The 23,845-nt window shown below is 66.7% G+C and carries 19 protein-coding genes and 3 pseudogenes; 8 read left to right on the top strand and 14 right to left on the bottom strand.

The annotated features are described in order from the left end of the window. Window positions 1-72: 72 nt before the first annotated feature. Together cysI and ACCQ09_RS04910 are read left to right on the top strand one after the other, a co-directional pair. Window positions 73-1,779, top strand: coding sequence for an assimilatory sulfite reductase (NADPH) hemoprotein subunit (gene cysI / locus ACCQ09_RS04915; protein WP_040940763.1), 1,707 nt, complete (start codon window positions 73-75; stop codon window positions 1,777-1,779). Further along, window positions 1,776-2,501 (top strand): phosphoadenylyl-sulfate reductase, encoded by a 726-nt coding sequence (locus tag ACCQ09_RS04910; protein ID WP_011038282.1) that lies wholly within the window; start codon window positions 1,776-1,778, stop codon window positions 2,499-2,501. Before cysI ends, ACCQ09_RS04910 begins: the two co-directional genes overlap by 4 nt. Window positions 2,502-2,531: 30 nt before the next feature. Here ACCQ09_RS04910 and ACCQ09_RS04905 read toward each other — a convergent pair whose 3' ends face one another. From ACCQ09_RS04905 to ACCQ09_RS04895, 3 genes are all read right to left on the bottom strand, one after another. Beyond that, window positions 2,532-4,103, bottom strand: a complete 1,572-nt coding sequence (locus ACCQ09_RS04905; protein WP_052844648.1) for a PepSY-associated TM helix domain-containing protein — start codon at window positions 4,101-4,103, stop codon at window positions 2,532-2,534. Continuing rightward, the gene (locus ACCQ09_RS04900; RefSeq protein ID WP_040940761.1) at window positions 4,103-6,106 is read right to left on the bottom strand and encodes a TonB-dependent receptor; all 2,004 of its coding nucleotides are present in this window, start codon (window positions 6,104-6,106) and stop codon (window positions 4,103-4,105) included. Before ACCQ09_RS04900 ends, ACCQ09_RS04905 begins: the two co-directional genes overlap by 1 nt. A 206-nt stretch (window positions 6,107-6,312) precedes the next feature. Beyond that, window positions 6,313-6,750: a DUF2946 family protein gene (locus ACCQ09_RS04895; protein WP_019237325.1), complete on the bottom strand. Its 438-nt coding sequence runs from the start codon at window positions 6,748-6,750 to the stop codon at window positions 6,313-6,315. A 179-nt stretch (window positions 6,751-6,929) separates the two neighbouring features. On the opposite strand from ACCQ09_RS04895, the gene ACCQ09_RS04890 reads away from it, so the two are divergent. Beyond that, the gene (locus tag ACCQ09_RS04890) at window positions 6,930-8,126 is read left to right on the top strand and encodes a GAF domain-containing sensor histidine kinase (protein WP_029628869.1); all 1,197 of its coding nucleotides are present in this window, start codon (window positions 6,930-6,932) and stop codon (window positions 8,124-8,126) included. 505 nt (window positions 8,127-8,631) lie between these two features. Here the strand turns inward: ACCQ09_RS04890 and ACCQ09_RS04885 are convergent. Beyond that, window positions 8,632-8,913, bottom strand: a complete 282-nt coding sequence (locus tag ACCQ09_RS04885; RefSeq protein WP_040940760.1) for a hypothetical protein — start codon at window positions 8,911-8,913, stop codon at window positions 8,632-8,634. Window positions 8,914-9,007: 94 nt separating this feature from the next. After that, window positions 9,008-9,988, bottom strand: coding sequence for a LysR family transcriptional regulator (locus ACCQ09_RS04880; protein WP_040940759.1), 981 nt, complete (start codon window positions 9,986-9,988; stop codon window positions 9,008-9,010). Between the two features lie 163 nt (window positions 9,989-10,151). Between ACCQ09_RS04880 and cobA the strand changes: the two genes are divergently transcribed. The 4 genes from cobA (at window position 10,152) to ACCQ09_RS04860 (ending at window position 14,054) form a co-directional block, all read left to right on the top strand. Continuing rightward, complete coding sequence (gene cobA, locus ACCQ09_RS04875; RefSeq protein ID WP_228427701.1) at window positions 10,152-11,363, top strand: uroporphyrinogen-III C-methyltransferase; 1,212 nt, start codon at window positions 10,152-10,154, stop codon at window positions 11,361-11,363. Between the two features lie 16 nt (window positions 11,364-11,379). After that, window positions 11,380-12,339 (top strand): cysteine synthase A, encoded by a 960-nt coding sequence (gene cysK / locus ACCQ09_RS04870; protein ID WP_076037085.1) that lies wholly within the window; start codon window positions 11,380-11,382, stop codon window positions 12,337-12,339. 162 nt (window positions 12,340-12,501) lie between these two features. Beyond that, on the top strand, window positions 12,502-13,008 hold the full coding sequence (locus tag ACCQ09_RS04865; protein ID WP_115540914.1) for a methyltransferase family protein: 507 nt from the start codon (window positions 12,502-12,504) through the stop codon (window positions 13,006-13,008). Window positions 13,009-13,514: 506 nt separating this feature from the next. Further along, the gene (locus tag ACCQ09_RS04860; protein ID WP_012437526.1) at window positions 13,515-14,054 is read left to right on the top strand and encodes an O-acetyl-ADP-ribose deacetylase; all 540 of its coding nucleotides are present in this window, start codon (window positions 13,515-13,517) and stop codon (window positions 14,052-14,054) included. 423 nt (window positions 14,055-14,477) lie between these two features. On the opposite strand, the gene ACCQ09_RS04855 is transcribed toward ACCQ09_RS04860, so the two are convergent. The 7 genes and pseudogenes from ACCQ09_RS04855 to ACCQ09_RS04825 form a co-directional block, all read right to left on the bottom strand. Then, window positions 14,478-15,482, bottom strand: a complete 1,005-nt coding sequence (locus ACCQ09_RS04855; RefSeq protein ID WP_012437525.1) for a class I fructose-bisphosphate aldolase — start codon at window positions 15,480-15,482, stop codon at window positions 14,478-14,480. Between the two features lie 464 nt (window positions 15,483-15,946). Next, entirely contained in the window at window positions 15,947-17,413 is a 1,467-nt protein-coding gene (gene pyk, locus ACCQ09_RS04850) for a pyruvate kinase (RefSeq protein WP_011038293.1), read from the bottom strand. 212 nt (window positions 17,414-17,625) lie between these two features. Continuing rightward, window positions 17,626-18,258 (bottom strand): annotated as a pseudogene (locus ACCQ09_RS04845) (HAD family hydrolase); the annotation flags it as partial. Further along, window positions 18,255-19,430: a phosphoglycerate kinase gene (locus ACCQ09_RS04840; protein WP_040940758.1), complete on the bottom strand. Its 1,176-nt coding sequence runs from the start codon at window positions 19,428-19,430 to the stop codon at window positions 18,255-18,257. The gene ACCQ09_RS04840 and the pseudogene ACCQ09_RS04845, both read right to left, overlap by 4 nt. Before the next feature lie 313 nt (window positions 19,431-19,743). Then, complete coding sequence (locus ACCQ09_RS04835) at window positions 19,744-21,108, bottom strand: DUF3999 domain-containing protein (protein ID WP_228427797.1); 1,365 nt, start codon at window positions 21,106-21,108, stop codon at window positions 19,744-19,746. Further along, window positions 21,108-21,338: pseudogene (locus ACCQ09_RS04830) on the bottom strand (DUF2339 domain-containing protein); the annotation flags it as partial. The pseudogene ACCQ09_RS04830 and the gene ACCQ09_RS04835, both read right to left, overlap by 1 nt. Before the next feature lie 63 nt (window positions 21,339-21,401). Next, window positions 21,402-21,486: pseudogene (locus ACCQ09_RS04825) on the bottom strand (hypothetical protein); the annotation flags it as partial. Here ACCQ09_RS04825 and ACCQ09_RS04820 point away from each other — a divergent pair. Beyond that, complete coding sequence (locus ACCQ09_RS04820) at window positions 21,485-21,778, top strand: hypothetical protein (protein ID WP_228427804.1); 294 nt, start codon at window positions 21,485-21,487, stop codon at window positions 21,776-21,778. The pseudogene ACCQ09_RS04825 and the gene ACCQ09_RS04820 sit on opposite strands and share 2 nt — an antisense overlap. Window positions 21,779-22,154: 376 nt before the next feature. On the opposite strand, the gene ACCQ09_RS04815 is transcribed toward ACCQ09_RS04820, so the two are convergent. Both ACCQ09_RS04815 and gap read right to left on the bottom strand, forming a co-directional pair. After that, the gene (locus ACCQ09_RS04815) at window positions 22,155-22,625 is read right to left on the bottom strand and encodes a hypothetical protein (protein ID WP_011038298.1); all 471 of its coding nucleotides are present in this window, start codon (window positions 22,623-22,625) and stop codon (window positions 22,155-22,157) included. 211 nt (window positions 22,626-22,836) lie between these two features. Then, window positions 22,837-23,838: a type I glyceraldehyde-3-phosphate dehydrogenase gene (gene gap, locus ACCQ09_RS04810; protein ID WP_011038299.1), complete on the bottom strand. Its 1,002-nt coding sequence runs from the start codon at window positions 23,836-23,838 to the stop codon at window positions 22,837-22,839. Between the last annotated feature and the right edge of the window lie 7 nt (window positions 23,839-23,845).

Here is a 23,845-nt window from a genome sequence, read left to right as displayed (position 1 = left end):
CGGCCTGCACCCGAATTGTCGCGAGCGACCACGCCGCTTTTCACGATTCCCCTTTCCCGACTCCCGATTCCCATGACCCACTCCGTCGAAGACATCAAATCCACCAGCCGCCGCTTGCGCGGGTCGCTGGAGCAGAGCCTGGCCGATCCGGTCACCGGGGCGTTGCGCGAGGACGATCAGACGCTGATCAAGTACCACGGCAGCTACCAGCAGGACGACCGCGACATCCGCGATGAGCGGCGGCGGCAAAAGCTTGAGCCGGCGTATCAGTTCATGATCCGCACGCGCACGCCGGGCGGGGTAATTTCACCCAGCCAGTGGCTGGCACTGGATGGCATCGCCACGCGCTATGCGAACCATTCGCTGCGCATCACCACGCGCCAGGCATTCCAGTTCCATGGCGTGATCAAGCGCGAGCTCAAGGCCACGATGCAGGCGATCAACGCCACCTTGATCGACACGCTGGCCGCCTGCGGCGATGTGAATCGCAATGTGCAGGTGGCGGCCAATCCGCTGCTGTCGCAGGCGCACGCCACGCTGTATGCCGATGCCGCGCGCGTGTCCGAGCATCTGCTGCCCAACACGCGTGCCTATTACGAGATCTGGCTGGACGAAGAGCGCGTGTCCGGCTCAGGCGCCGAGGACGAGCCGATCTACGGCGACCGCTACCTGCCGCGCAAATTCAAGATCGGCTTTGCCGCGCCACCGCATAACGATGTGGACGTGTTCGCCAACGACCTGGGCTTCATCGCCATCCTGCGCGAGGGACAGCTGCTCGGCTACAACGTGAGCATCGGCGGCGGCATGGGCGCCAGCCACGGCGATGCGGAGACCTGGCCGCGCGTGGCCAACGTGATCGGCTTCGTCACCCGCGATCAGTTGCTGAATATCGCCACGGCCGTGGTCACCACCCAGCGCGACCTCGGCAATCGCGCCGTGCGTAAGCGCGCGCGCTTCAAGTACACCATCGACGACCACGGCCTGGACACCATCGTGGCGGAGATCGAACGCCGCGCGGGATTCAGCTTGCAACCTGCGCAGCCGTTTGCATTCGCGCATAACGGCGACCGCTACGGCTGGGTGGAGGGCGAACAGGGCGACTGGCATCTGACGCTGTCGCTGCCGGCCGGGCGCATTGCCGACACCGACACCGCCGCGCACCTGAGCGGGCTGCGCGCCATCGCGCAGTTGCAAGTCGGCGAGTTCCGCATGACGCCCAATCAGAACCTGGTGATTGCCGGCGTCCCGGCCAACCGGCGCGCGCAGATCGACCAACTGGTGGCGCAGTACGGACTGGACGCCGGCAACCTGGCGCCCACCGCGTTGGCGCGCGGCGCAATGGCCTGTGTGGCCTTGCCAACCTGCGGGCTGGCCATGGCCGAGGCCGAGCGCTATCTGCCGGATTTCAGTGCAGCGCTGCAGCCGCTGCTGGAGCGTCACGGGCTGGCGCAGACGCCGATCGTGCTGCGCCTGTCCGGTTGCCCGAACGGCTGTTCGCGGCCGTATCTGGCTGAAATCGCATTGGTCGGCAAGGCACCGGGCCGCTACAACCTCATGCTGGGTGGCGACCGCCGCGGCCAACGCCTGAACACGCTGTACCGCGAAAACATCAACGAGGCCGACATCCTCGCCGCGCTCGAGCCACTGCTGGCCCGTTACGCAGCAGAGCGCGACCGACACACCGATGAAGGCTTCGGCGACTTTCTGCATCGCAGCGGCCTGATCGCCCTGCCGCCCTACCCCACCCACCGTCATCTCGACCTGGAATTGCTCGCATGACCGCGCTGCCTGCCACATCGATCGCCGCTCCTTCGCTGGACGACCTGGACGCGCTCAACGCGCACCTGGAGACGCTGCGCGCCGACGAACGCGTTGCCTGGGCGCTGCAGCACGGCCCGCAGCAGGCGGCGCTGTCGTCCAGCTTCGGCGCGCAGTCGGCGGTGACGCTGCACCTGCTCACCCAGCAGCGCCCGGACATCCCGGTGATCCTGATCGACACCGGCTACCTGTTCCCGGAGACCTACCGCTTTGCCGATGCATTGACCGAACGCCTTTCGCTCAACCTGCAGGTGTATCGCCCGCTGGTCAGCCGCGCCTGGATGGAGGCACGCCATGGCCGTCTGTGGGAACAGGGCATGGTGGGCATCGACCAGTACAACAACCTGCGCAAGGTCGAACCGATGCGCCGCGCACTGGACGAACTCAACGTCGGCACCTGGTTCACCGGCCTACGCCGCAGCCAGTCCGGTGGGCGTGCGCAGACGCCGATCGTGCAGAAGCGCGGGGACCGCTACAAGATCAGCCCGATCGCCGACTGGACCGACCGCGACGTCTGGCAATACCTGCAGGCGCACGCACTGCCGTATCACCCGCTGTGGGAACAAGGCTATGTGTCGATCGGTGACTTCCACACCACCCGTCGCTGGGAGCCGGGCATGCGCGAAGAAGACACGCGCTTCTTTGGGCTCAAGCGCGAGTGCGGCATCCACGAAGACATCTGAGCCGCGCGCAGCAGTGCGCAGGCCAGCGCCTCACCGCCGCAGCCTGCGCACGCTCCAGTAATGATCGAACGCCCACAACAGCAGTAACGATGCGCCCATCAGCGGGAACAGCAGCCCGCACAGCACCAACAGCGCCAGTACGCCGCGCAGCGTGCGCGGATCGGCCGGCAATGGCGGCACACCGAGACCGCCAACCGGGCGGCGCTTCCACCACATCACCGCCGCGCTGACACACAGCAACACGATGGCCGCACACGCCAGCAGCAAAAGCAGTTGATTGGCGGTGCCGTATTGCTGGCCCAGGTGCACGTTGATGCCCCATTCCAGCGCCTGCGCCAGCGGTCCGTAATCGCGGTAGCGCATGTCCAGCAACACCGCGCCGCTGTATTGATCCAGGTGGATCACCCGCTGCCGCTGCAGATCGTCCGGATACACCGAAGCGGTATACACACCGCTGGCACCACGCGGCAGCGCCACGCTATAGCCGGCCGCGATGCCACGCGCATCGAAACGCGCCAGCGCCGCATCCAGCCCCAGTGCACCGACACCTGGCGCTTCGCCCAAACCGCTGCCGCCACCATGCGCGGCGTGCTCGGCATGCGCGGTATCGGTTTGTGAGGCACGCGCAACGTGTGCGGCATGTGCAGCGTGTTCGTTGTGTTCGGAATGCGCGGCATGAGCGGCATGCGCCATCGCCGGTGCCATGGCATCCGCTGCGCCCATGGCCATCGGCATTGGCATCGGCCTGTCAGGTGGCAGCGTCGATTGCGGCAGCCGTGCCTGGCGCAATGACCAGCTCGGCTCGCCGCTGTCGGTGAGCCGCTGTTGCGACATCGGCAACTGCACGCGCAGCCCGGCCGGGTAACCGAAGTCGTGTCCGTTGACCCAGCGATTGACCTGTGCGCCCCACAGCCACGACCACGGCATGCCGGTCAGGGCCAGAAACAGCAGCACCGCTCCAACCCCGGCACCGGTGACCGCATGCAGGTCGCGCCAGAACACTCGCTGCGCGGGACGGCCACGCACGCTCACCACCCCACTGCGACGTCCGCGCGGCCACCACAGGTACACGCCGGTCAGCACCAGCACAATCGCCCACCCCGCGGCCATTTCGATCAGGCCCCGCGCGAGGGGACCGAGCAGGTCCAGGCTGTGCAGCCGGCGAATGGTCCAGGCCAGCGTGCCATGCTCGGGCAGCATGCCCAGCACGCGCGCGCTGTACGGGTCCACGTACACCACCTCGCGCGCACCATCGGTGCGTAGCACGCCGATCTCGGCGCTGGCATCGGCACGGTCGGGCGTGGTGTAGCGAAACACCGTCCCCGCCTGCGCACGCTGCGCGGCATCCACCAACTGCTGCGCCGACAAACGCGCCGGGCCCACCGGCACCACTTTCAATGCGTGATGGGCCGTGCGGTCGATAGCATCGTGATACAGGAATGCCGCACCGGTCAGCGCCAGCCAGGCAATGAAGGGCAGCACCAGCAATCCCGCATAGAAATGCCAGCGCCACACCGCGCGGTACACGCGCCAACGACGCCCTTGCGCGATCTCGTCGGCAGCGGCCACGGGGGCAACGTGCTGGGTCGCAGAGACTGACATCAGAAACTCCAATCCCAGGACAGCGACAGCGCACGGCCGTCACCCGGCGAATAACCCGAGCTGCCGCTGTCGTACCAGGCATAGACATAGCTGCGGTCGGTGGCATTACGCAGTTGCAGCGACACCGTATTGCGCGCATCCACGGCCCAGCGCGCGCCAAGATTGAGCAGGGCATAGCCACCAGTGCGCCCCAGCGTGTTGGTGCGCTCCAGGTAATAGTCGCCCTGCGCATTGCCCCAGGCACTGAGTTGCACCGCCGGGGTGAGCTGCCACTCCACACCCGCGGTGGCCAGCCAATGCGGCACGTTTTCGATCTCGCGGCCGCGCGTGGCCGGTGCACTGGGATCGGGCGTGGCGATGCTCGCCTTCTGCCGCGAATACGACAGCCACGCACGCCAGTGCTCGGCCGGCTGCAGGTTGAGCTGCGCATCCCAGCCGCGCCGCAGCGTACGCCCGACGTTGGCCACATCGCCCACGCCGGCCACACCATTCACACCCAGAATGGTGGCCACCTCGCCGGACGCGCGTTGTTCCCAATACGCCAGCCGGCCATCGAGCACGGCGGTGGGCGCGAACTTGAAGCCCGCTTCCCAGCCATCGTTGATCGACGGACCCAGGTTGCCCGGCTGCCGGCGGTACGCCCCATCACCGGTGCCGATCTGGAAGGTGCGCCCCCAATTCGCATAGGCGCTGCTCTGCCCGGCAAGCCGGTAACTGGCACTGAATTTGGGCTGCTTGATGGTGCCGTAGTCGTAGCTTGGTGCGGTGATGCCGGCGCGCAGATCCCGCAGCTCGCCATCGACGCGGTCGATGCGGTAGCCGGGCACCAGTTGCAATCGCTCGGTCGGTTTCAGCACGGCCTGCACGTAGGCGCCGCGCGTGCGCAGGTCGTAATCCCAGTCGCGCAACTGCGCGCTGCGCACGCGTGCCACGGTGCGGTAGCGCTGCGACTGGTTGTCCTCCCATTGCGCGTCCAGGCCGGCCTCCAGCGTGGTCGGTAGCGCCTGCCAGCCCGGCTGCCAGTTGCCGCGCAGCAGCACGCCCTGGTGGGTCTCGTCGGTGTCGCGCTCCTGTTGCAGGCCGGCTTCGGAAAAACGCACCCAGCGCTGGTTGTGGTACGCGTTGCGGTAGGCCTTGGCGCTCCACTGCGCATCACTGCCGAGCGTGCCGTCCGCATGCAGCGCGGTCTGGCGCAGCGTGCGTTCGCTACGATCGTCCTGCGCATACGCGGGCGAGCTGCGTGGTGCGGCGCGTGCGCTGGCCGCATCCAGATATCCGGCCTCCAGTGCGTGGTTGTCGTAATAACGGGTGGTCAGCCCGGCACGAAACGCGCCGCCCGGGTCGGTGTAGAACCATTTACCGGCCACGCTGCGTTTGCGTGCATCGGCGTGATCGCGGTAACCGTCGGAATCGCGCCAGGCCAGCACGTAATTCTGGCTCCAGGCGCCATGCTCGATACCCTTGCCGAGCTGCACTTCGCGCGCGCCGAAGCTGCCGGCGGTCACGCTCAGTCGCCCGTCGTTGCCACCGGTGCGGGTCAGCACGTCCACACTGCCGGCGATGGCATGCAGCCCGTAGCGCGCATCGTTGGTGCCGCGCACGATCTCGATAGCCGAAATATCCTGCGGAAACACCGCATCCAGGTACGGCATGCCGCCGGCATTGTCGTTACTGGGAATCCCGTCGATCAGCAGCTTGACCGCATTGATCCGCCCCTCGCCATTGAAGCCGCGGAACGAAAACCGCCCTGCGTCGGTGCCCATGCGGAACGGGGTGACCTGTACGCCGGGCGCACGCATGAGCAGCTCCCAGCTGTAGTCCACATGCTGATCGTGCAGCAACGCGCCGCCGATCACGTCCACCGAACTCAACACGCTCGCCGCACTCTGCCCGCGCGTGGTCTGCGCGTTCACCTGCACCTTGCCCAGGGTCAATGCGGCGTCCTGCGCCTGTGCATGACCCGCCATCCCGCATGCCATCGCCAACGACGGCGCGGACCACATCGCTTTCAACCACCACACTCGCATGTCACACCCTTTGCCGTGCGTGCACGGACAACGCCACCGCACGCGACACCCGCAAGGGCCGCACGGTCAACGGAAGAGAAAGCGCGGCAGCCGCCATCGCGTGCACAGCACGCCTCGCGCACGCCAGCAGGTGGCGCACGCCAATACGGAAAGAACAGCGGGCGCTCGCGCGTTGCCCAGCCTCAGGCGGGCAGCGGCGGCCCGCGTGCGCCCAGCGCCGGCCAGCGCAGCGCGCGCCATGCATGCGTCCGCGTCGGGGCAGCGGGTTTGCTTGGCCGCAGTTGCAACAGGCATAGCACCACCAGCGCGAGCGCGCCCAACAGACGCGCTGCCAGCACGCAGTAGTCACACGCGTCCGCATGCGCACCGGCGTCCTGCGCAGGCGCCGCGTGATGAGACGCGGGCGCGTCCATGGCGTGGTGCTGCGCTGCGCCCATGCCCGGCATCGGGTGGTGCGCGCCATGCACAGATGCCGCAGCGTCACCGGCCTGGCTGGTGCACATCGGCTGCGCCAGTGGCAGCTGGCACCAGCGGCTGATCAGCGGCGCCACCAACATCAGCGCAACCGCCAGCACGGCAAGCGACTGCAACACGCGGTGGTGGTGGAGAAAACGGAGCATCCGGCGAGTGTAAGCCGGTGCATCACAACCGGCGATGGTCGCGGCCGGTGCGCGACGCGATGTCGCACCCTTCACACACGGCCGCCACCGGCAGCGATCGCCTGGACGGGCTGCGGTGCACACAATCCGGGCACAGCCATAGCCTATGCTTGGCGCCTATCACTTTGACCCGTGCGCGCATGAGTACTGTCCTGTCCGATCCAGCGGCCGAGCCCCTGCCGTGTGCGCCCAAGCCGCCGAGCGAGGCCTTGCGCCTGCAGGCCCTGCGCAGCTACGGCATCCTCGACACCCCGCGCGAGGCCGCCTTCGAGGACATCACCAAGCTGGCCTCGATCATCTGCCAGACCCCGATCGCGCTGATCAGCCTGGTGGATGCGGACCGGCAGTGGTTCAAGAGCGAGCGTGGCATGGGCGAACGCGAGACACCGTTGTTCAAGTCGATGTGCGCGCACGCCCTGCTCGATAACGACGTACTGGTGGTGCCCGACACCCGCGAAGACGCGCGCTTTTCGCGCAACCCGCTGGTGACCGGCGAATCGCCGCTGTATTTCTATGCCGGTGCGCTGCTCAAGACTCCGGACGGCCTGCCGCTGGGCACGGTCTGCGTGCTGGACCGGCAACCACGCCAGCTCACCGACGAACAGGTCGATGCACTGCGCGCGCTGGCGCGCCAGACCATGGCCCAGCTGGAGTTGCGCCGCGCGTTGTTGATCGCCGAAGAGTCCAACCGTTACCGCAGCCGTCTGATGGCCATCGCCGGCCACGATCTCAAGACCCCCCTGCGCACGGCCGCCTATGCCATCGACAAGATGCGCCGGCATGCCAACGTGGACACCATTCCCACCCTGGTCACCGCACGTGATGCGATCGGCACCGTGGCGCGCAGCCTGGACGAACTGGCCGCATTGGCGGCGGCCAGCAAGTCGGCCAGCCCGGATCTGCAGCCGCTGGCGCTGGAAGACGTGATCCACGCGGTGCTCGGCGTGTGGCGCCAGCCGGCCAGGGACAAGTGCCTGTCGCTGCGGCATGTGCCCACCTCCCTGCGCGTGCGCAGCCATTCCACCTTGCTGACCACCTTGATCGGCAATCTGGTCGGCAATGCAGTCAAGTACACCGAACGCGGCCAGGTGCTGGTGGGCTGCCGGCGCCGTCCCGGCCACGCGGTGGTGGAAGTCATCGACAGCGGCATCGGCTTGAATCTGGAGCACCCCGAAGACGTGTTCCAGGCGTTCCGCCAGGCCGACCCGGGCAGCGACGGCCTGGGCATCGGCTTGTGGATCGTGCATCGCACCGCCGAAACGCTGGGCTGCCAGGTCGAAGTGCGCCCGCGCCCGAGTGGCGGCACGCGCTTTTCGGTCACCATTCCGCTGGCCTGAACAAAAAATGGCGGACCCGGGCTCCCGTCCCGAATCCGCCACCAAGCACGCCAGGCCTCTCCCCAGGGACCCGGGTGCGCCAGTCGTTCAAGTCGCGCAACACGCGATGGCGAACGACAGCGCCAGCAACCTCTACGACCTTCCGAACAGACCGGCCAAGCGATGGATGCCGGGCCGGCCCTGCGCCGTCCACCCCTAGACGTCCTGGAGTGTCGTGCATGGTTGCTATAAGGGTTTACGACATCGCCAGGCCCAACTTGATGGCTCTGGCCGACGCCGCCTTGGCGGCCCTGACAGCGCGAGGGGAAATCACCGACAGTAAGGCTGTGCTGATCCAGCGCGGTGTTTGCAGGCCATTGATTTAGAAAGCCATTACGATCCGCCAGTGCGCTGCAGTGCAGCATTCGTAAGGACCGCCGCGGCCTGATGCGATCGTCGCCAACTGGCCGCGCAATCACTCCACCCGCTGCCGCGACACCCGCAGGCAACGCCTCCTGCTTGCCGGCTAGATCTCCGACACGCCCTCATCCTGGCGTGCGAACCACGCCGCCGAATGCACCTCGGCATCGGCGGCCTCCAGTGCCTGGCGCAGGACCACCAACGGCAGTTGCAGACGTGCCTCGCCCAGTTGCACGCCCACCCACAGCGATTCGTCCTGCGGATCGGCCAACACCGTCAGCACGGTCTGGTCGCGGCCCTCTACATGCGCCCACAGCTCCAGCTGCATGCCGCCGTCCGCATCGGGTGACCACACGCGGCTGAGCGCCGGGCGAAGCACTGCTGTCATGGCGCACCTCGTTGGTTGAGGCAGCCAGCATGCCACCGGCCGCGCGCGTCTGCCGCAACGCGTTCGCGTGCAGCGACACGGCCTTATTCCGGCATCAGCTGGTGATGGTCTGGGTCAGCGCTTCCCAGGTCGGCGGCAGCGGCCAGTTCGGCGCCTGGTTGCCGTCCAGCACCCGGCGCAGGTCGCGCTTGTCGATCTGTGGTGCCAACACATGCACCAGGTCCAATGCGTAATCGCGCAACACGCGGTCGCGCGGCAGCACCGCCCAGGCGATGCACTCGGCGATCGGCGCCGGGGCCGGCCACGCGCGCAGATCCTCGTCGTTGGCACTGACGGCCATTTCGGCCACCAGCCCCACGCCCAGGCCAGCACGCACGTAGGTCTTGATCAGGTCCGCATCCAGCGCGGTCAGCGCAATGCTCGGCTCCAGGCCCACCTGCGCAAACGCCCGTTGCAGCGAGGAGCCGGCGCGCGTGGAGGATTCGTAACTGATCAGCGGGTGCGCAGACAGCGCCTGCATGTCCGGCGCCACGCGCGTGTCCAGTGCATGCCCGTGCGGCACGACTACCAACCGGCGCCAGCGGTACAGCGGCACCGCGATGCCGGCCGTGGGCTCGCCGCCCGCGGTGCTGACCACGGCAATGTCCGCATCGCCCTGGCTGAGCAGATCCAGCGCCGCGCTCTCGGCCGCCTGCTGCAGATGCACGCTGACCTGCGGGTAGGCCTGCTTGATCTGCGCCACCGCGGGCGGCAACACGAAGCGCGCCTGGGTATGGGTGGTGGTCAAGGTCAGCTGGCCCTGGCTTTCGCGGCGCTGGTTGGCGGCGTAGGTGCGGATGTTGTTGGCTTCGGACAGCACCGCGCGGGCACGTTCGATCACTTCCACGCCGGCCGGGGTCACCGCATCCAGGCTGCGCCCCTTGCGCACGAACAGCAAAAAGCCCAGTTCGTCCTCCAGCTGCTTGAGCTGTTTGGACAGGCCCGGCTGGGTCGCATGCACACGCGCCGCGGCCAGCGTGATGTTCAGCTCGGCATCGGCGATGGCCACCAGGTAGCGAAGTTGGGTCAGCGTCATGGGCTTATGTCCAAAAAAGCGCGAGGCGCTACAAGGGCTTCGACTGTAGAGGAGTTCGGCGGGCCAGCTTATAACCGAACGCTATTTTTAGGACGCATGAAGTCATTTCCGACGGCTATAAGCCCGGCGTTACGGTCTGGCCCTCCCCTCGAAGCCCCGGTCCGTGACTGCCCTGTTCCCGCTCCTTGCCGATCTGCGTGGCCGTGCCGTCCTGGTGGTCGGCGGCGGCCGCGCTGCCGAATGCGCCACCGCCAGCCTGCTGCAGGCCGGCGCGGTGCCGCTGGTGGGCGCGCCGGAACTGACACCCGCGTTGCGCGGCTGGGCACAGTCCGGTCAGATGCGCTGGCTGGTGGGCAGTTTTGACCCGCAGTGGCTGGCACTGCCGGACCAGCCGGTCTGGCTGACCATTGCGGCCAGCGATGTGCCGGCAGTGAATGCTGCCCTGCGCAGCGCCGCCGGCGCGCAACGGCTGCTGACCCATGAAGCAGCTTCCGCCACCGCCTCTTCTGCGGTGTCTTCCACTGCCAGCGCCCCATCGTCAGCGGCTCCCCGCCTCACCCTTACGCCCGGCAGTGTGGCGCTGGTCGGTGCCGGCCCGGGCGACCCCGGCCTGCTCACCCGCAATGCGGTGCGCGCGCTGCGGCAGGCCGAGGTGATCCTGTACGACCGCCTGGTCAGCCCGCAGATCCTGCGCCTTGCACAGCGCGCGGCGCGCTGCATCGAAGTGGGCAAAGCCGCCCAAGGCCACAGCACGCGGCAGGAGCAGATCCATGCGCTGATGCTCGAACATGCGCGTGCCGGGCGGCGCGTGGTGCGCCTGAAAGGTGGCGACCCGTTCGTGTTTGGCCGCGGCGGCGAAGAGCTCGAATTCCTGCACGCGCACGGCATCGGTTTCCAGGTGGTGCCCGGCATCACTGCCGCAGTGGCCTGTGCCGCCTACGCAGGCATCCCGCTCACCCACCGCGACCATGCGCAATCGCTGCGCCTGATCACCGCGCACTGCAAGGATTCGCTGGACACGCTCGACTGGCACGCGTTGGGCCAGGAGCGGCAGACGCTGGCCTTCTACATGGGCGTGGCCGGTCTGGACAGCATCCAGCAGCGCCTGCTGCAGGCCGGCCGCGCCGCGGACACGCCATTTGCGCTGGTCGAAAATGGCTCGCGCCCGGAACAGCGCGTGGTCACCGGCACCTTGTCGCAGCTGGCCGCCACCGCGCGCTTGCATGCGGTGCGCTCGCCCGCACTGTTGATCCTGGGCGACGTCGCTGCGCTGTCGCAGTCGCTGCACTGGTTCGGCGCCGCGCCGCTCACCGGCAAGCCCGCGCACTCACCCATCGCAACGCCCCACGCGCCCACACTCGCCCACGCAGCCTGATTCCGACGGAGACCCCATGGCCCTGTACGACAACATCCTCGACACCATCGGCCGCACCCCGGTGGTCAAACTCAACCGCCTCGCCCCGGACCACGTGTCCCTGTACGTCAAGGTCGAGTCGTTCAACCCGGGCGGATCGGTCAAGGACCGGCTGGCGCTGGCCATCATCCTGGACGCCGAACAACGCGGCCTGCTCAAGCCCGGCGACACCATCGTGGAAGCCACCTCCGGCAACACCGGCGTGGCGCTGGCCATGGTCGCTGCCGCGCGCGGCTACAAGTTCGTCGCCACCATGGTGGAAACGTTCTCGATCGAGCGCCGCAAGCTGATGCGCGCCTACGGCGCCAAGGTGATCCTGACCCCGGCCGCCGAGCGCGGCAGCGGCATGGTGCGCAAGGCCAAGGAACTGGCCGAACAACATGGCTGGTTCCTGGCCAGCCAGTTCGCCAACCCCGCCAATCCGGCCTACCACCGCAACACCACCGCCGCCGAGATCCTGCGCGACTTCGCCGGCCACCGGCTGGACCATTTCGTGACCGGCTGGGGCACCGGCGGCACCCTCACCGGCGTGGGCGAAGTACTGCGCGTGGCCCGCCCGGAAGTGCGCATCACCGCCACCGAGCCGGCCGGCGCCGCGCTGCTGCAAGGCCAGGACTGGAAGCCGCACAAGATCCAGGGCTGGACCCCGGACTTCGTGCCGGAGGTGCTCAACCGCGAGATCGCCCACGAAATCCTCAGCGTGGAAGACACCGACGCGATCAGCGTGGCTCGGCGGCTTGCCGCGGAAGAAGGCATCTTCACCGGCATCTCCGGCGGCGGCACCGTCTCCACTGCCCTGCGGGTGGCCGAAACCGCGGTGCCGGGCGCGGTGATCCTGGCGATGCTGCCGGATACCGGCGAGCGCTACTTCTCCACGCCCCTGTTCGCCGACATCAACGAAGGCTCCGACGACGATTGGCTGGCCGGCCTGCCCTGATCGCAGGCAGCGTGACGTCAGCGTTTCTTCCCAAAGGCCGCGCCTGCCAGCGCGGCCTTTGGCATGAAGTGTCCTGCGATCTGCGTCGCGCCGCGGCGCTGCCGCCTCCCGCCGATGTCAAGGAAACGTTACGATGGCGGTTGTTCCGCAGGGAGAGAAGGCGTGAGTAACCGGCCGTATGGACACAGCGATACCCGCAGCGGGCGGGCGCCATGGCTGGTGAAGATGACCTCCCCGGCGCATTTCGCGCTTGCCCTGGGCGCGGGCGCCTGGCTACAGCAGGCCTTTGCGCTGCCGCTGCCCGCCCCCACGCCGTTGGCGTGGATCGAGCTGGCCGGCGGCGTCATCGCCTGCGCCGGGCTCGCGCTGGCGGTGAGCTGCTTCATCCTGTTCGCGCGCCGACGCACCACCATCATGCCCAGCGGCCATCCTTCGCGGCTGGTGCTGGACGGCCCGTACCGCTTCACCCGCAACCCGATGTATCTGGCGCTGGTCCTCAGCTACATCGGCCTGTGCCTGCAACTGGGCCTGCTGTGGGCGGTGGCGCTGGTGCCGCTACCGTGGCTGGCCTTGCAGTGGTTGGTCATCCCGTTCGAAGAAGCACGCCTGCGCGACGAGTTCGGCCGCGCCTACAGCGATTATTGCGCCCGCGTACGCCGCTGGCTTTGAGCCTACCGGTACACGTTGCCGCGGCGGCTTCGCGTGGTTGTCATCCCATTCGAAGAGGCGCGCGTACGCGGCCATTTCAGCCACGCCCGTAGCGATCACTGCGCATGCGCTCGCCATTGGCCTTGAACCTGCGGGCGCACGCCACACCGGTTCCGATTGAGCGAATCGATTGCCCGCGCTGTTGGCGATGGCGCCGACAGTCGACGCACGGTAAGCCCTCCGGCATCGCATTCTTTCAGCGCCTGAACTCCGCACGTCCCCACGGTGCATTGATGCCTGCCTTCCGTCGTATCTGGCACGTTTCAGCATGCCGCTTCGATGCCTTTCATAGGCCAGACCAATCGTTATCGCGACGCGTTGCAGACAGCGCGTTTGGCACGCTGCAACTCCTCCGGCGCAGCCCGCCATGTGGTCGCATCGTGTGAGATGAATGGCCCGTAGCGTGAGCGTCCCGCAGCGCCTGATCCATCACGCGCTCATCATGCAAATCCCATAACTATCGCGCTATGAGAATCGAAGTCTGGCAAGGCGACATCACCCAACTCGACGTTGATGTCATCGTCAACGCGGCCAACGAATCACTGCTGGGCGGTGGTGGCGTCGATGGTGCGATCCATCGCGCCGCAGGCCCGCGCTTGTTGGAAGCCTGCGAGGCATTGCCGGAAGTGCGCCCAGGCGTGCGTTGCCCCACCGGCGAAATCCGCATCACCGATGGCTTCGACCTGAAAGCGCGGCATATCTTCCATACGGTGGGACCGGTATGGCGCGACGGCAAGCACAATGAACCGGAACAGCTCGCCAACTGCTATTGGCAGTCGCTGAAGTTGGCCGAGCAGATGATGCTGCACTCGATTGCGTTTCCGGCCATCAGCTGCGGTATCTACGGCTACCCGCTGTACCAGGCGGCACGCATTGCCGTGACTGAAACCCGTGACTGGCAGCGCTCGCACAAGGTGCCCAAGCACATCGTGCTGGTGGCCTATAACGAAGCGACCTACAAGGCCTACCAGCAGGCGCTCGCCACGCAGGAAACTGCTGCTGCCTGAGTGCAACGACTGCAAGCGTGATCCTTCCAGACAGGCGCCGCAGGGCGCTTGTCTTGCTTTGTACGCGGCACAGTCTTGCTTGTGATGCACTTTGTGCTGCCCCATGCACATGCACGCAGGAAACAGCTGCGGCGTGAGCGAGACGAGTGCAAGCGAACTGCTTCCTAAAGATGGGGCACGGCGGTGTGTCTTGCGTCGTGCAGGCGCATTCTTACTTGAGACGTACCTTGCGTGCAGGTGCAGGTGCCGTAGTTCGCACGCGTGTCTGTCAGTGCGGACAACGGTCGCGCATCAACGACGGGCGCACGCTGCACATGCAAGCGTCGCGACAAAGCTGCCGACCATCCAAATTGGCGAACCCAAAACGCAAGACGCCGGCCTCGCGGCCGGCGTCCTGCTATGCGTGATCAAGCCTCAGGCGGATCAGCCCTTCCACTTGCCCAGTGCAGCCAGGCCGTTTTCCTTGGCGCGCTCGTAAATGATCTGCTGCGCCTTGGCGTAGTTGCCGGTCATGTCCTTGGACCACAGCTTCAGTGCAGCCTGCTGCATCGCGCGGCCATACGAGAAGCTCAGCGGCCACGGCAGGTTGCCCAGCTGGTGCATCTCGTTGAGGTGCGCGGTGGACTGCTCGTCGGTCTGGCCGCCGGACAGGAACACGATGCCCGGCAGGATTGCCGGCACGGTCGACTTCAGGCACATCACGGTGGACTCGGCCACTTCTTCGACGCTGGCCTGCTCTTCGCAGCTCTTGCCGGAGATGACCATCGAGGCCTTCAGGATGGTGCCTTCGAGCACGACGTTCTGCTCATACAGCGCGCCGAACAGCGAGCGCAGCGTGGCTTCGGTGACTTCGTAGCAGGTCTCGATATCGTGGTCGCCATCCATGATCACTTCCGGCTCCACCATCGGCACCAGGCCTTGTTCCTGGCACAGCGCGGCATAGCGGGCCAGCGCATGCGCATTGGCCTCGATGCAGGTGCCGGACGGAATGTCTTCGCCGATGTTGATGACGGCACGCCACTTGGCGAAGCGCGCGCCCAGGGTGTAGTACTCCTCCAGACGCGCACGCAGGCCGTCCAGACCTTCGGTCACCAACTCGCCCGGCATGCCGGCCAGCGGCTGCGCGCCCTTGTCGACCTTGATGCCCGGGATGATGCCGTGGTCGGCCATGTACTTGGCGAACGGCACGCCGTCCTTGGTCTTCTGACGGATGGTTTCGTCGAACAGGATGGCGCCGGAGATGTAATCGCTCAGCTTGGGCGTGGTCAGCAGCAGTTCGCGGTAGGCACGACGGTTTTCTTCGGTGTTCTCGATGCCGACGCCGGAAAAGCGCTTGGCGATCGTGCTGGTCGATTCGTCGATGGCGATGATGCCCTTGCCCGGGGCGACCATGGCCTGGGCGGTTTCGGCAAGCTGTTCGATGCTCATGTAGTTCCTGTGGCAGCTGCGGGGGAGAACGAAAGTATAGCGACGAAAGTCGTAGACATTCCTTCACGGAATGCCTGCAACCGATTACACCTTGCAGCGTGCTGCGCGATCTGTGGCAGGGCTCGCATCGTGGCGTGCAGCGCTTTGGCCACATGCCGCATCTCACGTCGATGCGGCGGGCGCGGCATGCAAACGCCAATGGCCTGGAAGGGTATTAAACGCGGCGTTTACGTCTGATCGGCCCATGCCGTGTGCAGCCTCACCACAGCTGGGCCGCGAGATTGCATGCACATGTCCGTCAGCCACGCTGCGGGGACGTACAGCACAGGGTGCGGCATGGGAAGCGAGCCATGCGCATCGGCCACACAGCACGACGGCGGCACATGGCCGCCGTCGTGTCACTGCAGGCTGCGTGGGGCGCGTCGCACATGTCTGCATGCACGACGCCTACACCGCCAGGTGTTCTACAGCTCGCCCAGACCGCTGGCGCGGCCGTCTTCGCCCACTTCCAGCAGACGCAGCGTGTTGGTGGCGCCATGGGTTTCCATGTGCTCGCCGCTGGTGAACACCACGCGGTCGCCAGGCCCCATGCGCTCGTTCTCCACCAGCAGGCGGATCGCTGCGCGCGCGGCTTCGCGTGGGGTCAGGCCACGGCTGTCGAAACCGATCGGGAACACGCCACGCATCATCGCCATCTGGCGACGCGCGCCGTCATGACGGGTGAATGCATAGATCGGCATGTTGGAACGGAAGCGCGACAGGTAACGCGGCGTGCCGCCGGATTCGGTCAACGCCACCACGCCGCCCAGACCGATGTGCTCGGACAGGAACATGGTCGCCATTGCGATCGCCTGGTCGGCGCGCTGCAGGTTGCGTTGCGCCGCTTCGAAGTCGGTATCGAACTCGAACTGGTGCTCGGCGCCCAGGCAGATGCGCGCCATCGCTTCCACTGCACGCACCGGATACGCACCGGCAGCGGTTTCGGCCGAGAGCATCACCGCATCGGTGCCGTCGATGACCGCGTTGGCCACGTCGAGTACTTCGGCGCGGGTCGGGATCGGGCTTTCCACCATCGACTGCAGCATCTGGGTGGCCGTGATCACCACCTTGTTCTGCGCCAGCGACTCGCGAATGATCTTCTTCTGCAGGCCCGGCAATTCGGCATCGCCGATTTCCACGCCCAGATCGCCACGCGCCACCATCACCACGTCGGAGGCTTCGACGATTTCGACCAGGTTCTCGATCGCTTCGGTGCGCTCGATCTTGGACACCAACTGCGCATCGCAGCCGTGCTGCTGGGCGATCTGGCGGGCGTCGTGCATGTCCTGCGCGTTACGGCAGAACGACACCGCGATGAAGTCCACGCCGATCTTGGCCACGATGCCGATCAGCTCCTTGTCGCGCTCGGTCAACGCGCCCAGCGACAGACCGCCGCCCTGCTTGTTGAGGCCCTTGCGGTCGGACAACACACCATCGTTGAGCACGGTGGTGACGATGCGCGCGCCCTGCACGTCGGTGACCTGCAGCTGCACCAGGCCATCGTCGAGCAGCAGCACGTCACCGGCGGTGACATCCTGCGGCAGGCCCAGGTAGCTCACGCCCACCTGATGCTGATCGCCGGCCGGCGCATTGATATCGGCCACCAGGTCGAAACGATCGCCCATGGTCAGCTTGATCTTGCCTCCGGCAAAGCGCTCGATGCGGATCTTCGGGCCCGGCAGGTCGGCCAGGATGCCCACTTCGGCGCCGACGCGGACGGCGGCGGCACGCACTTCGGCAGCGCGCTTGGCCTGGCCGGACGGGTCGCCGTGGCTGAAGTTGAGGCGCACCACGTTGACGCCCGCCTTGAACAAGGCGTCCAGCACACCAGGCGGATCCGTGGCCGGTCCCAGCGTGGCGAGGATCTTGGTGCGGCGTTGACGTTCTTTCATGATGGCCTCCCTGTAAAAGCCGCGAAACTTAACACACGCGTCACGTACCGAGGATGGCATTGCGGCATAGCCTCCCTCCTTTTCCGGCATGTCTTACAGACAGTGCGGGACAGTACGTACGCTTTCGCAGCGTGTTGCCGCGGACGGCAGCACGCTGCGGGTCGCCACCGTACGCCGGTGGCAGTGAAGACGCGCCGCGCTAGGCGCGGATCAGCCCTCAACTCGGCTGGTGTGTGCGCAAGCGCACCGGCGCCGGCAGCGCGCAGTTCGGCTTCGTCGCCGAAGCCCCACAACACGCCGATGCTGTGGATGCCGTGGTGGTTGGCACCGTCGATATCCATGCGACGGTCGCCGATCATCACGCAGCCGGTCTTGTCGATCTGCAGGCGACGCAGCGCTTCGGCGATCAGGTCCGGCTTGAAGCGGCGCGCACCATCTTCGCTGGCACCGATGACGTCTTCGAAACACACCCCGAACGGCAGGTGCTCGACGATGCGGCGCGCGTAGCGCTCGTTCTTGGATGTCACCACGGCCAGTCGATGGCCGGCACGGTGCAGGCCGGTGACCACATCGCCGATGCCGTCGAACACGCTGAGCTCGGTCCAGCCCACCGCGTCGTAACGGGCGCGATAAGCGGCCAGCGCGCGCTGCACCAGGTCCGGATCCTCGGGGAAGCGCTCGCTGAAACTGTCGCGCAGCGGCGGGCCGATCCAGGCGCGCAACGTCTGCGGCGAGGGCCGAGGCTGACCGACCTCGTCGAAGGCATGCACGATGCTGCCAACGATGCCGGGTTCCGAGTCGACCAGCGTGCCGTCCAGATCAAAGAACAGTGTGGCTGCACTCACTGCCCGCGGGCCTCGAGCGCGGCAACCGCCGGCAGGGTCTTGCCTTCCAAAAATTCCAGGAACGCGCCGCCGCCGGTCGAGATGTAGGTGACGTCCTTGGCGATGGCGTATTTGTCCACGGCCGCCAACGTGTCACCACCACCGGCGATCGAGAACGCCTCGGACGCGGCAATGGCACGCGCCAGGGTCTCGGTGCCATGGCTGAAGGGCTCGAACTCGAATACGCCGACCGGGCCGTTCCAGACCACGGTGCCGGCATTGGCAATCAGTTCGGCATAGTGCGCGGCAGTCTGCGGGCCGATGTCCAGGATCAGATCGTCGGCATCCACCTGGTCGAGCGACTTCACGCTCGCCTCGGCATCGGGCAGGAACTGCTTGGCCACCACCACGTCGGTTGGCAGCGGAATCTCCGCGCCGCGTGCCTTGGCATCGGCGACGATCTGGTTGGCGGTCGGGATCAGGTCCGGTTCGCTGAGTGACTTGCCCACATCGTGGCCGGCCGCGGCGATGAAGGTATTGGCGATACCACCGCCGACGATCAACTGGTCCACCTTGTTGACCAGGTTGGCCAGCAGTTCCAGCTTGGTCGAAACCTTGCTGCCGGCCACGATCGCCAGCAGCGGCTTGGCCGGGTTGTCCAGCGCCTTGGCCAGCGCGTCGAGCTCGGCCATCAGCAGCGGGCCACCGGCTGCCACCGGCGCGAACCGGATCACGCCATGCGTGGAGGCCTGCGCACGATGCGCGGTGCCGAAGGCGTCCATGACAAACACATCGCACAGCGCGGCGTACTTGCGTGCGAGCGCTTCGTCATCCTTGCCCTCGCCCACGTTCATGCGGCAATTTTCCAGCAGCACCACCTGGCCCGGCGCCACGTCCACGCCCTCGACCCAGTCACGCACCAGCGACACGTCCAAGCCCAGCAGGGTGGTCAGTCGCGCGGCCACCGGCGCCAGCGAATCTTCCTCGCTCCAGGTGCCTTCCTTCGGGCGGCCCAGGTGCGAGGTCACCATCACCGCGGCGCCCTTTTCCAGCGCCAGCTTGATGGTGGGCACCGAGGCGGTGATGCGCTGTTCGGAGGTGATCTGGCCGTTGTCGATCGGCACGTTGAGATCCTGGCGGATCAGCACGCGCTTGCCGGAAAGATCGAGGTCGGTCATGCGGACAATGGACATGGGCTCAGCTCGCTAAGTCGTTGGGGGAATGGGGAATGGGGAATGGGGAATGGGGAATCGAAACAGCTGCAGGCATGCAGCGCGCTGACGACCACGCACTGTGCTGGCAAGGGAACAGATGACGCGTTGCAGGCTGCCGGTGCGCCACCGCGCAGAACGCGCGGTGCGTTTCACAGACGCCGTCGCCGCAGATGCGGGTGGCGCGAACTGTGGTCGGTCGAACACGACGGGCAATGCGGCTGCCTTGGCGACGGGGGACGCCCATTGTCGGACCTTCGCGCCGCAGCGGCAAACCCGCAACGGCGCCTCGCCATCAGGCATCGCGGTTGGCGCTGGCACTGCGCAACAGACTCACCGCAAAACCACCGACCACCACGGCACCCCCCACCAACAGCGCCCACAGCAGCCAGCGCTTCCAGTCACGCGGCACCGCGGCCGGTTGCAGCGCCGCCTCGCCTGCCAACGGCTGCGCCGCGCCGGCGATGCGCGCGGTGGCCGGCTGCCATTGCGCACCGCGTTCCTGGCGCAAGGCGGCAAGCATCGAGGTCAAGGGCGCGTCGGTGCGCTGCGCACGCGCACTGCCGGCTACCAGCGCGTACGGCGCTTGGCCCTGGGTAAGAAACACTAGCCGCTCCGGCTGATAGCCCACCCGCAGCGTCGGCACACCGGTCCGGCGGCCTTGCGCGGCAAGCAATCGCCACTGGCGGTCGCGGACGCTGCCGCCGGACACTGGCTGCGGTGGCGAGGCGGCCGCGGCGCTGCCGAGCCGATAGCCCAGCCACGGCCCGGCACGCTGCAGCCAGGGCGCCTGGTCGCCATCGCGGCTTTCGACGACCCACTCCACGACCTCGGCACGGGCGCCCTGCACATCCACCTGCGCAATCGGGAATCGCCCCGGCAAGGTGTAGACCACCCGCGTTTCCTGCGCGGTGCCCTGCAGGTCGAGTTGCTGCCACTGCGCAGGCGCGGCGGCGCCTTCCAGCTCCAGTTCCACCTGCGTCAACGCAGGCAGCGCGCCGGAGACCGGCACCAGGCGCAGATAGCGCGCGCCCTGTTCCAGCGCGATGCGCCGCTGCTGCAAACGCTGGCCGTTGTTGTCAAGCGCCATCACCGTGGCGTCGGCTGCGAGCACGCGCCAGTCACGCAGATCGTCGCTGCCTTCCACGCGCAGCTGCGCCTGCACCGGCGTGGTGCCATCCCAGTCGAGCCACAGCGCGCGTGGCGCCTCACGCACACCGTTGGCATCCACCAGCCAGCCCGGGCCGGCACCGTCGCGCGTGGACGCGCCTGTCGCCACCCGGCCTTCGAGCCGGCGCACCGCACCGGACGCATCGCGCTCGGCAATCAGTTGCAGGTCGCCCCTGGCCGCTTCGGCACCGGCCGGCAACGCAAACACCGGCACGCGCTGCCGCCGTGGCGCCGCCTGCGCCGCTACTTCCGCGGGTAGCAGCGCCGAGGGCATCTCGTCGCCGCGTGCATCGAGCACGGCCACGTCGCGCAATTGCGCATCGCGCGCCGCCCGGTACACCACCCCATCCAGCGTCAGCTGATACATGCCGGCATCGGACTGCGCGACCTGCAGCGGCCATTGCTGGACGAAATCACTCCGCAGATCGCCGGCCTGCACCACCCCGGCAATGCCAGCCACTGCCAACGGCAGCCACCCTCGTATCCGCATCACACACGCTCCTCGGCAAGTGGCGCCTGACGCGGCGGCGCCGGTGCCAGATAACCCACCACGGTGCACAACAGGCCATAGGCCATGAACGAGCCGATGCCCAGCAGATTGCCCAGATGCTGGCGGTCCACCAGCACCAGCTTGGCCAGCACCAGTCCCATCAGTAGCGCACCACCCAGCCACAGGCCACGTTGCCCGCGACGCGAGCCGATCACCCAACCCAGCACGCCGCACCGTGCGCTGCCGCCAACCGAAGACCAGGCCGGCCAAGGCCACCGCACTGATGCCAGCCAGGCGCAGCTCGACCGGCATGCGCATCCAGCCCTGATCGCTGGCGTATTTCAGCAGCGACGCAACGCCGGCCAGCAGCACCAGCATGCCCACCTTGACCGGCACATTGCCTTCGGTGAACCAGCGCTTCAGCGCACTGGCGGCGCGCTCGATCGCATTTGGCGCCGGCGGTGGAGTCGGTGCGGATGGCGGCTGTGTTGGCTGCGCCGCTGCAGCAACCGGCGACGGCGTGCGCGCGGCAACCTCGGAGACACTGGCACTGCTGCGCGCGGCAAGCGACGGATCCATGCTGTGCGACGGTGGCGGGACCGGTGCGGCGGCGCGCGGTACCGGGGCCACTGCCTCTGTCGGCATGCTGACCTGTGAGGGCACCGGCTGATCGTCAACCGGTGCGTTGGGCGCTGCCTGCGCGGGCGCGCCTGCACGTGCCGCAGCTGCCGGCGCCGCAACGCCTTGCCACTGCGCAACCCGCTGCTCCAGCTCCCAGACCCGCCGCTGCAGTCTGCCCACCCACACCAGCGCTATCACCAGCCCAACCGGCAGGGCCAGGACCGCAAGGCCCACCATTACGATGATCGATTCCACCTGTCCCCCACCCCGGCATCCGGCCGGCTGCGCGAACCATACAGGCTGCCGCCCCGCATTGGCAGCACCGCACGCGGCGTAGAGACATCAGGGCCTTAGCGCGCGCCTCACCATAAAACGCCAACCACACGCATAAAAAAACGCCCGGATGACCGGGCGTTTTTTTATGATTATTCGCGGTAACCGCTGTCGTTCTTGTTATGGATGATCCAGATCAGGTTGCCGCCGGTATCCATCGACTTGCCGGCAAACACCAGACGGCCCTGGCCCTTGTAGGCCATCTCGTACCGGTAGCGGTCGCCGCCGAAGAAGAACGGAATGAACGCCTTGCCAGTCACGTACGAACCCTGGTCGTTCGGCTGACCGATCAGATCGGTGACCTGCTTCATCGGCATGCCGATCTGCAACTGCGTGAACTTGCTGCCCGGCGCAGGCTTACCGGTGATTTCGCCCTCGTAATCGTTGACGCCCTTGACGGTCTCACCGTAGCCCGCCTCGACATCGGACGACTTGATCACTTCGCCATCGGCATTCATCCAGGCCGGCGTACCGGTCTGCTTCTTGGCTGCCCAGCTGGTGGACGGTACCGCACACGCAATAACAACGCCGAACGCCAGCGCGCCCGCAAGAAACTTATTCATGTCTGTATCTCTCTATCCATGGAGTTCCCCGATCCTTCAACACGACACGGGAACGGCCGCCGTGCCCGCAAATTAGCGCACGTGATGCCGATAAAGTCCACTTCGGGCGGCCACATATGTGCGCTGCACCAAGCGCTGCCGGCAAAGAAAGATGCAAAAAACAAAAGCCCCAGCAAGCTGGGGCCTTTGCGACAGCATCAGACGGGAGTGCTTACTTGGCCACAACCCGCACCATTTCCAGGCACTTGTTGGAGTAGCCCCACTCGTTGTCGTACCAGGACACCAGCTTGACGAAAGTGGAATCCAGCGCGATGCCGGCGTCGGCGTCGAACACCGAGGTGCAGGTCTCGCCGCGGAAGTCGGTCGCCACCACCTTGTCTTCGGTATAGCCCAGGATGCCCTTCAGCGCGCCTTCGCTCTGCGCCTTCACTTCGGCGCAGATCTCGGCGTAGGTGGCTGGCTTTTCCAGTTCAACCGTCAAGTCGACCACCGACACGTCCGAGGTCGGCACGCGGAAGCTCATGCCGGTGAGCTTCTTGTTGAGTTCCGGGATCACCACGCCAACCGCCTTGGCCGCGCCAGTGGAAGACGGGATGATGTTCTCCAGGATGCCGCGGCCACCGCGCCAATCCTTGTTCGACGGGCCGTCCACGGTCTTCTGGGTCGCGGTCGCGGCGTGCACGGTGGTCATCAGGCCACGCTTGATGCCCCACTTGTCGTTGATGACCTTGGCCAACGGCGCCAGGCAGTTGGTGGTGCACGAGGCGTTGGAAACGATCGCTTCGCCCTTGTAGGTCTTGTCGTTGACACCGTAGACGAACATCGGCGTGTCGTCCTTGGACGGGGCCGACAGGATCACCTTCTTGGCGCCCGCGTCGATGTGCTTCTGCGCGGTTTCCTTGGTCAGGAACAGGCCGGTGGACTCGATCACCACCTCGGCGCCGACCGCATCCCACTTCAGGTTGGCAGGGTCGCGTTCCTGGGTAAGGCGGATCTTCTTGCCGTTGACGATCAGCGTGTTGCCGTCGACCGACACCTCGGCCTTGAAGCGGCCGTGCACCGAGTCGTACTGCAGCATGTACGCCAGGTAGTCGGGCTCGAGCAGGTCATTGATGGCCACGATCTCGATGTCATTGGCGAAGTTCTGCACCGCAGAGCGCAGCACGTTGCGTCCGATGCGACCGAATCCGTTGATGCCAACCTTGATTGCCATGTTCACT

The organism is Xanthomonas sp. NCPPB 2586, from assembly GCF_041475775.2.
Lineage (GTDB): Bacteria > Pseudomonadota > Gammaproteobacteria > Xanthomonadales > Xanthomonadaceae > Xanthomonas > Xanthomonas campestris.
The sequence above is the reverse complement of the archived record's forward strand: the minus strand, read 5'-3'. Positions and strand labels throughout refer to the sequence as shown.

Coding starts and splice junctions, on each gene's coding strand:
- cysI (WP_040940763.1), top strand. CDS start 73: ATGACCCACTCCGTCGAAGACATCAAATCCACCAGCCGCCGCTTGCGC.
- ACCQ09_RS04910 (WP_011038282.1), top strand. CDS start 1,776: ATGACCGCGCTGCCTGCCACATCGATCGCCGCTCCTTCGCTGGACGAC.
- ACCQ09_RS04905 (WP_052844648.1), bottom strand. CDS start 4,103: ATGTCAGTCTCTGCGACCCAGCACGTTGCCCCCGTGGCCGCTGCCGAC.
- ACCQ09_RS04900 (WP_040940761.1), bottom strand. CDS start 6,106: ATGTGGTCCGCGCCGTCGTTGGCGATGGCATGCGGGATGGCGGGTCAT.
- ACCQ09_RS04895 (WP_019237325.1), bottom strand. CDS start 6,750: ATGCTCCGTTTTCTCCACCACCACCGCGTGTTGCAGTCGCTTGCCGTG.
- ACCQ09_RS04890 (WP_029628869.1), top strand. CDS start 6,930: ATGAGTACTGTCCTGTCCGATCCAGCGGCCGAGCCCCTGCCGTGTGCG.
- ACCQ09_RS04885 (WP_040940760.1), bottom strand. CDS start 8,913: ATGACAGCAGTGCTTCGCCCGGCGCTCAGCCGCGTGTGGTCACCCGAT.
- ACCQ09_RS04880 (WP_040940759.1), bottom strand. CDS start 9,988: ATGACGCTGACCCAACTTCGCTACCTGGTGGCCATCGCCGATGCCGAG.
- cysK (WP_076037085.1), top strand. CDS start 11,380: ATGGCCCTGTACGACAACATCCTCGACACCATCGGCCGCACCCCGGTG.
- ACCQ09_RS04860 (WP_012437526.1), top strand. CDS start 13,515: ATGAGAATCGAAGTCTGGCAAGGCGACATCACCCAACTCGACGTTGAT.
- ACCQ09_RS04855 (WP_012437525.1), bottom strand. CDS start 15,482: ATGAGCATCGAACAGCTTGCCGAAACCGCCCAGGCCATGGTCGCCCCG.
- pyk (WP_011038293.1), bottom strand. CDS start 17,413: ATGAAAGAACGTCAACGCCGCACCAAGATCCTCGCCACGCTGGGACCG.
- ACCQ09_RS04840 (WP_040940758.1), bottom strand. CDS start 19,430: ATGTCCATTGTCCGCATGACCGACCTCGATCTTTCCGGCAAGCGCGTG.
- ACCQ09_RS04835 (WP_228427797.1), bottom strand. CDS start 21,108: ATGCGGATACGAGGGTGGCTGCCGTTGGCAGTGGCTGGCATTGCCGGG.
- ACCQ09_RS04820 (WP_228427804.1), top strand. CDS start 21,485: ATGCCCACCTTGACCGGCACATTGCCTTCGGTGAACCAGCGCTTCAGC.
- ACCQ09_RS04815 (WP_011038298.1), bottom strand. CDS start 22,625: ATGAATAAGTTTCTTGCGGGCGCGCTGGCGTTCGGCGTTGTTATTGCG.
- gap (WP_011038299.1), bottom strand. CDS start 23,838: ATGGCAATCAAGGTTGGCATCAACGGATTCGGTCGCATCGGACGCAAC.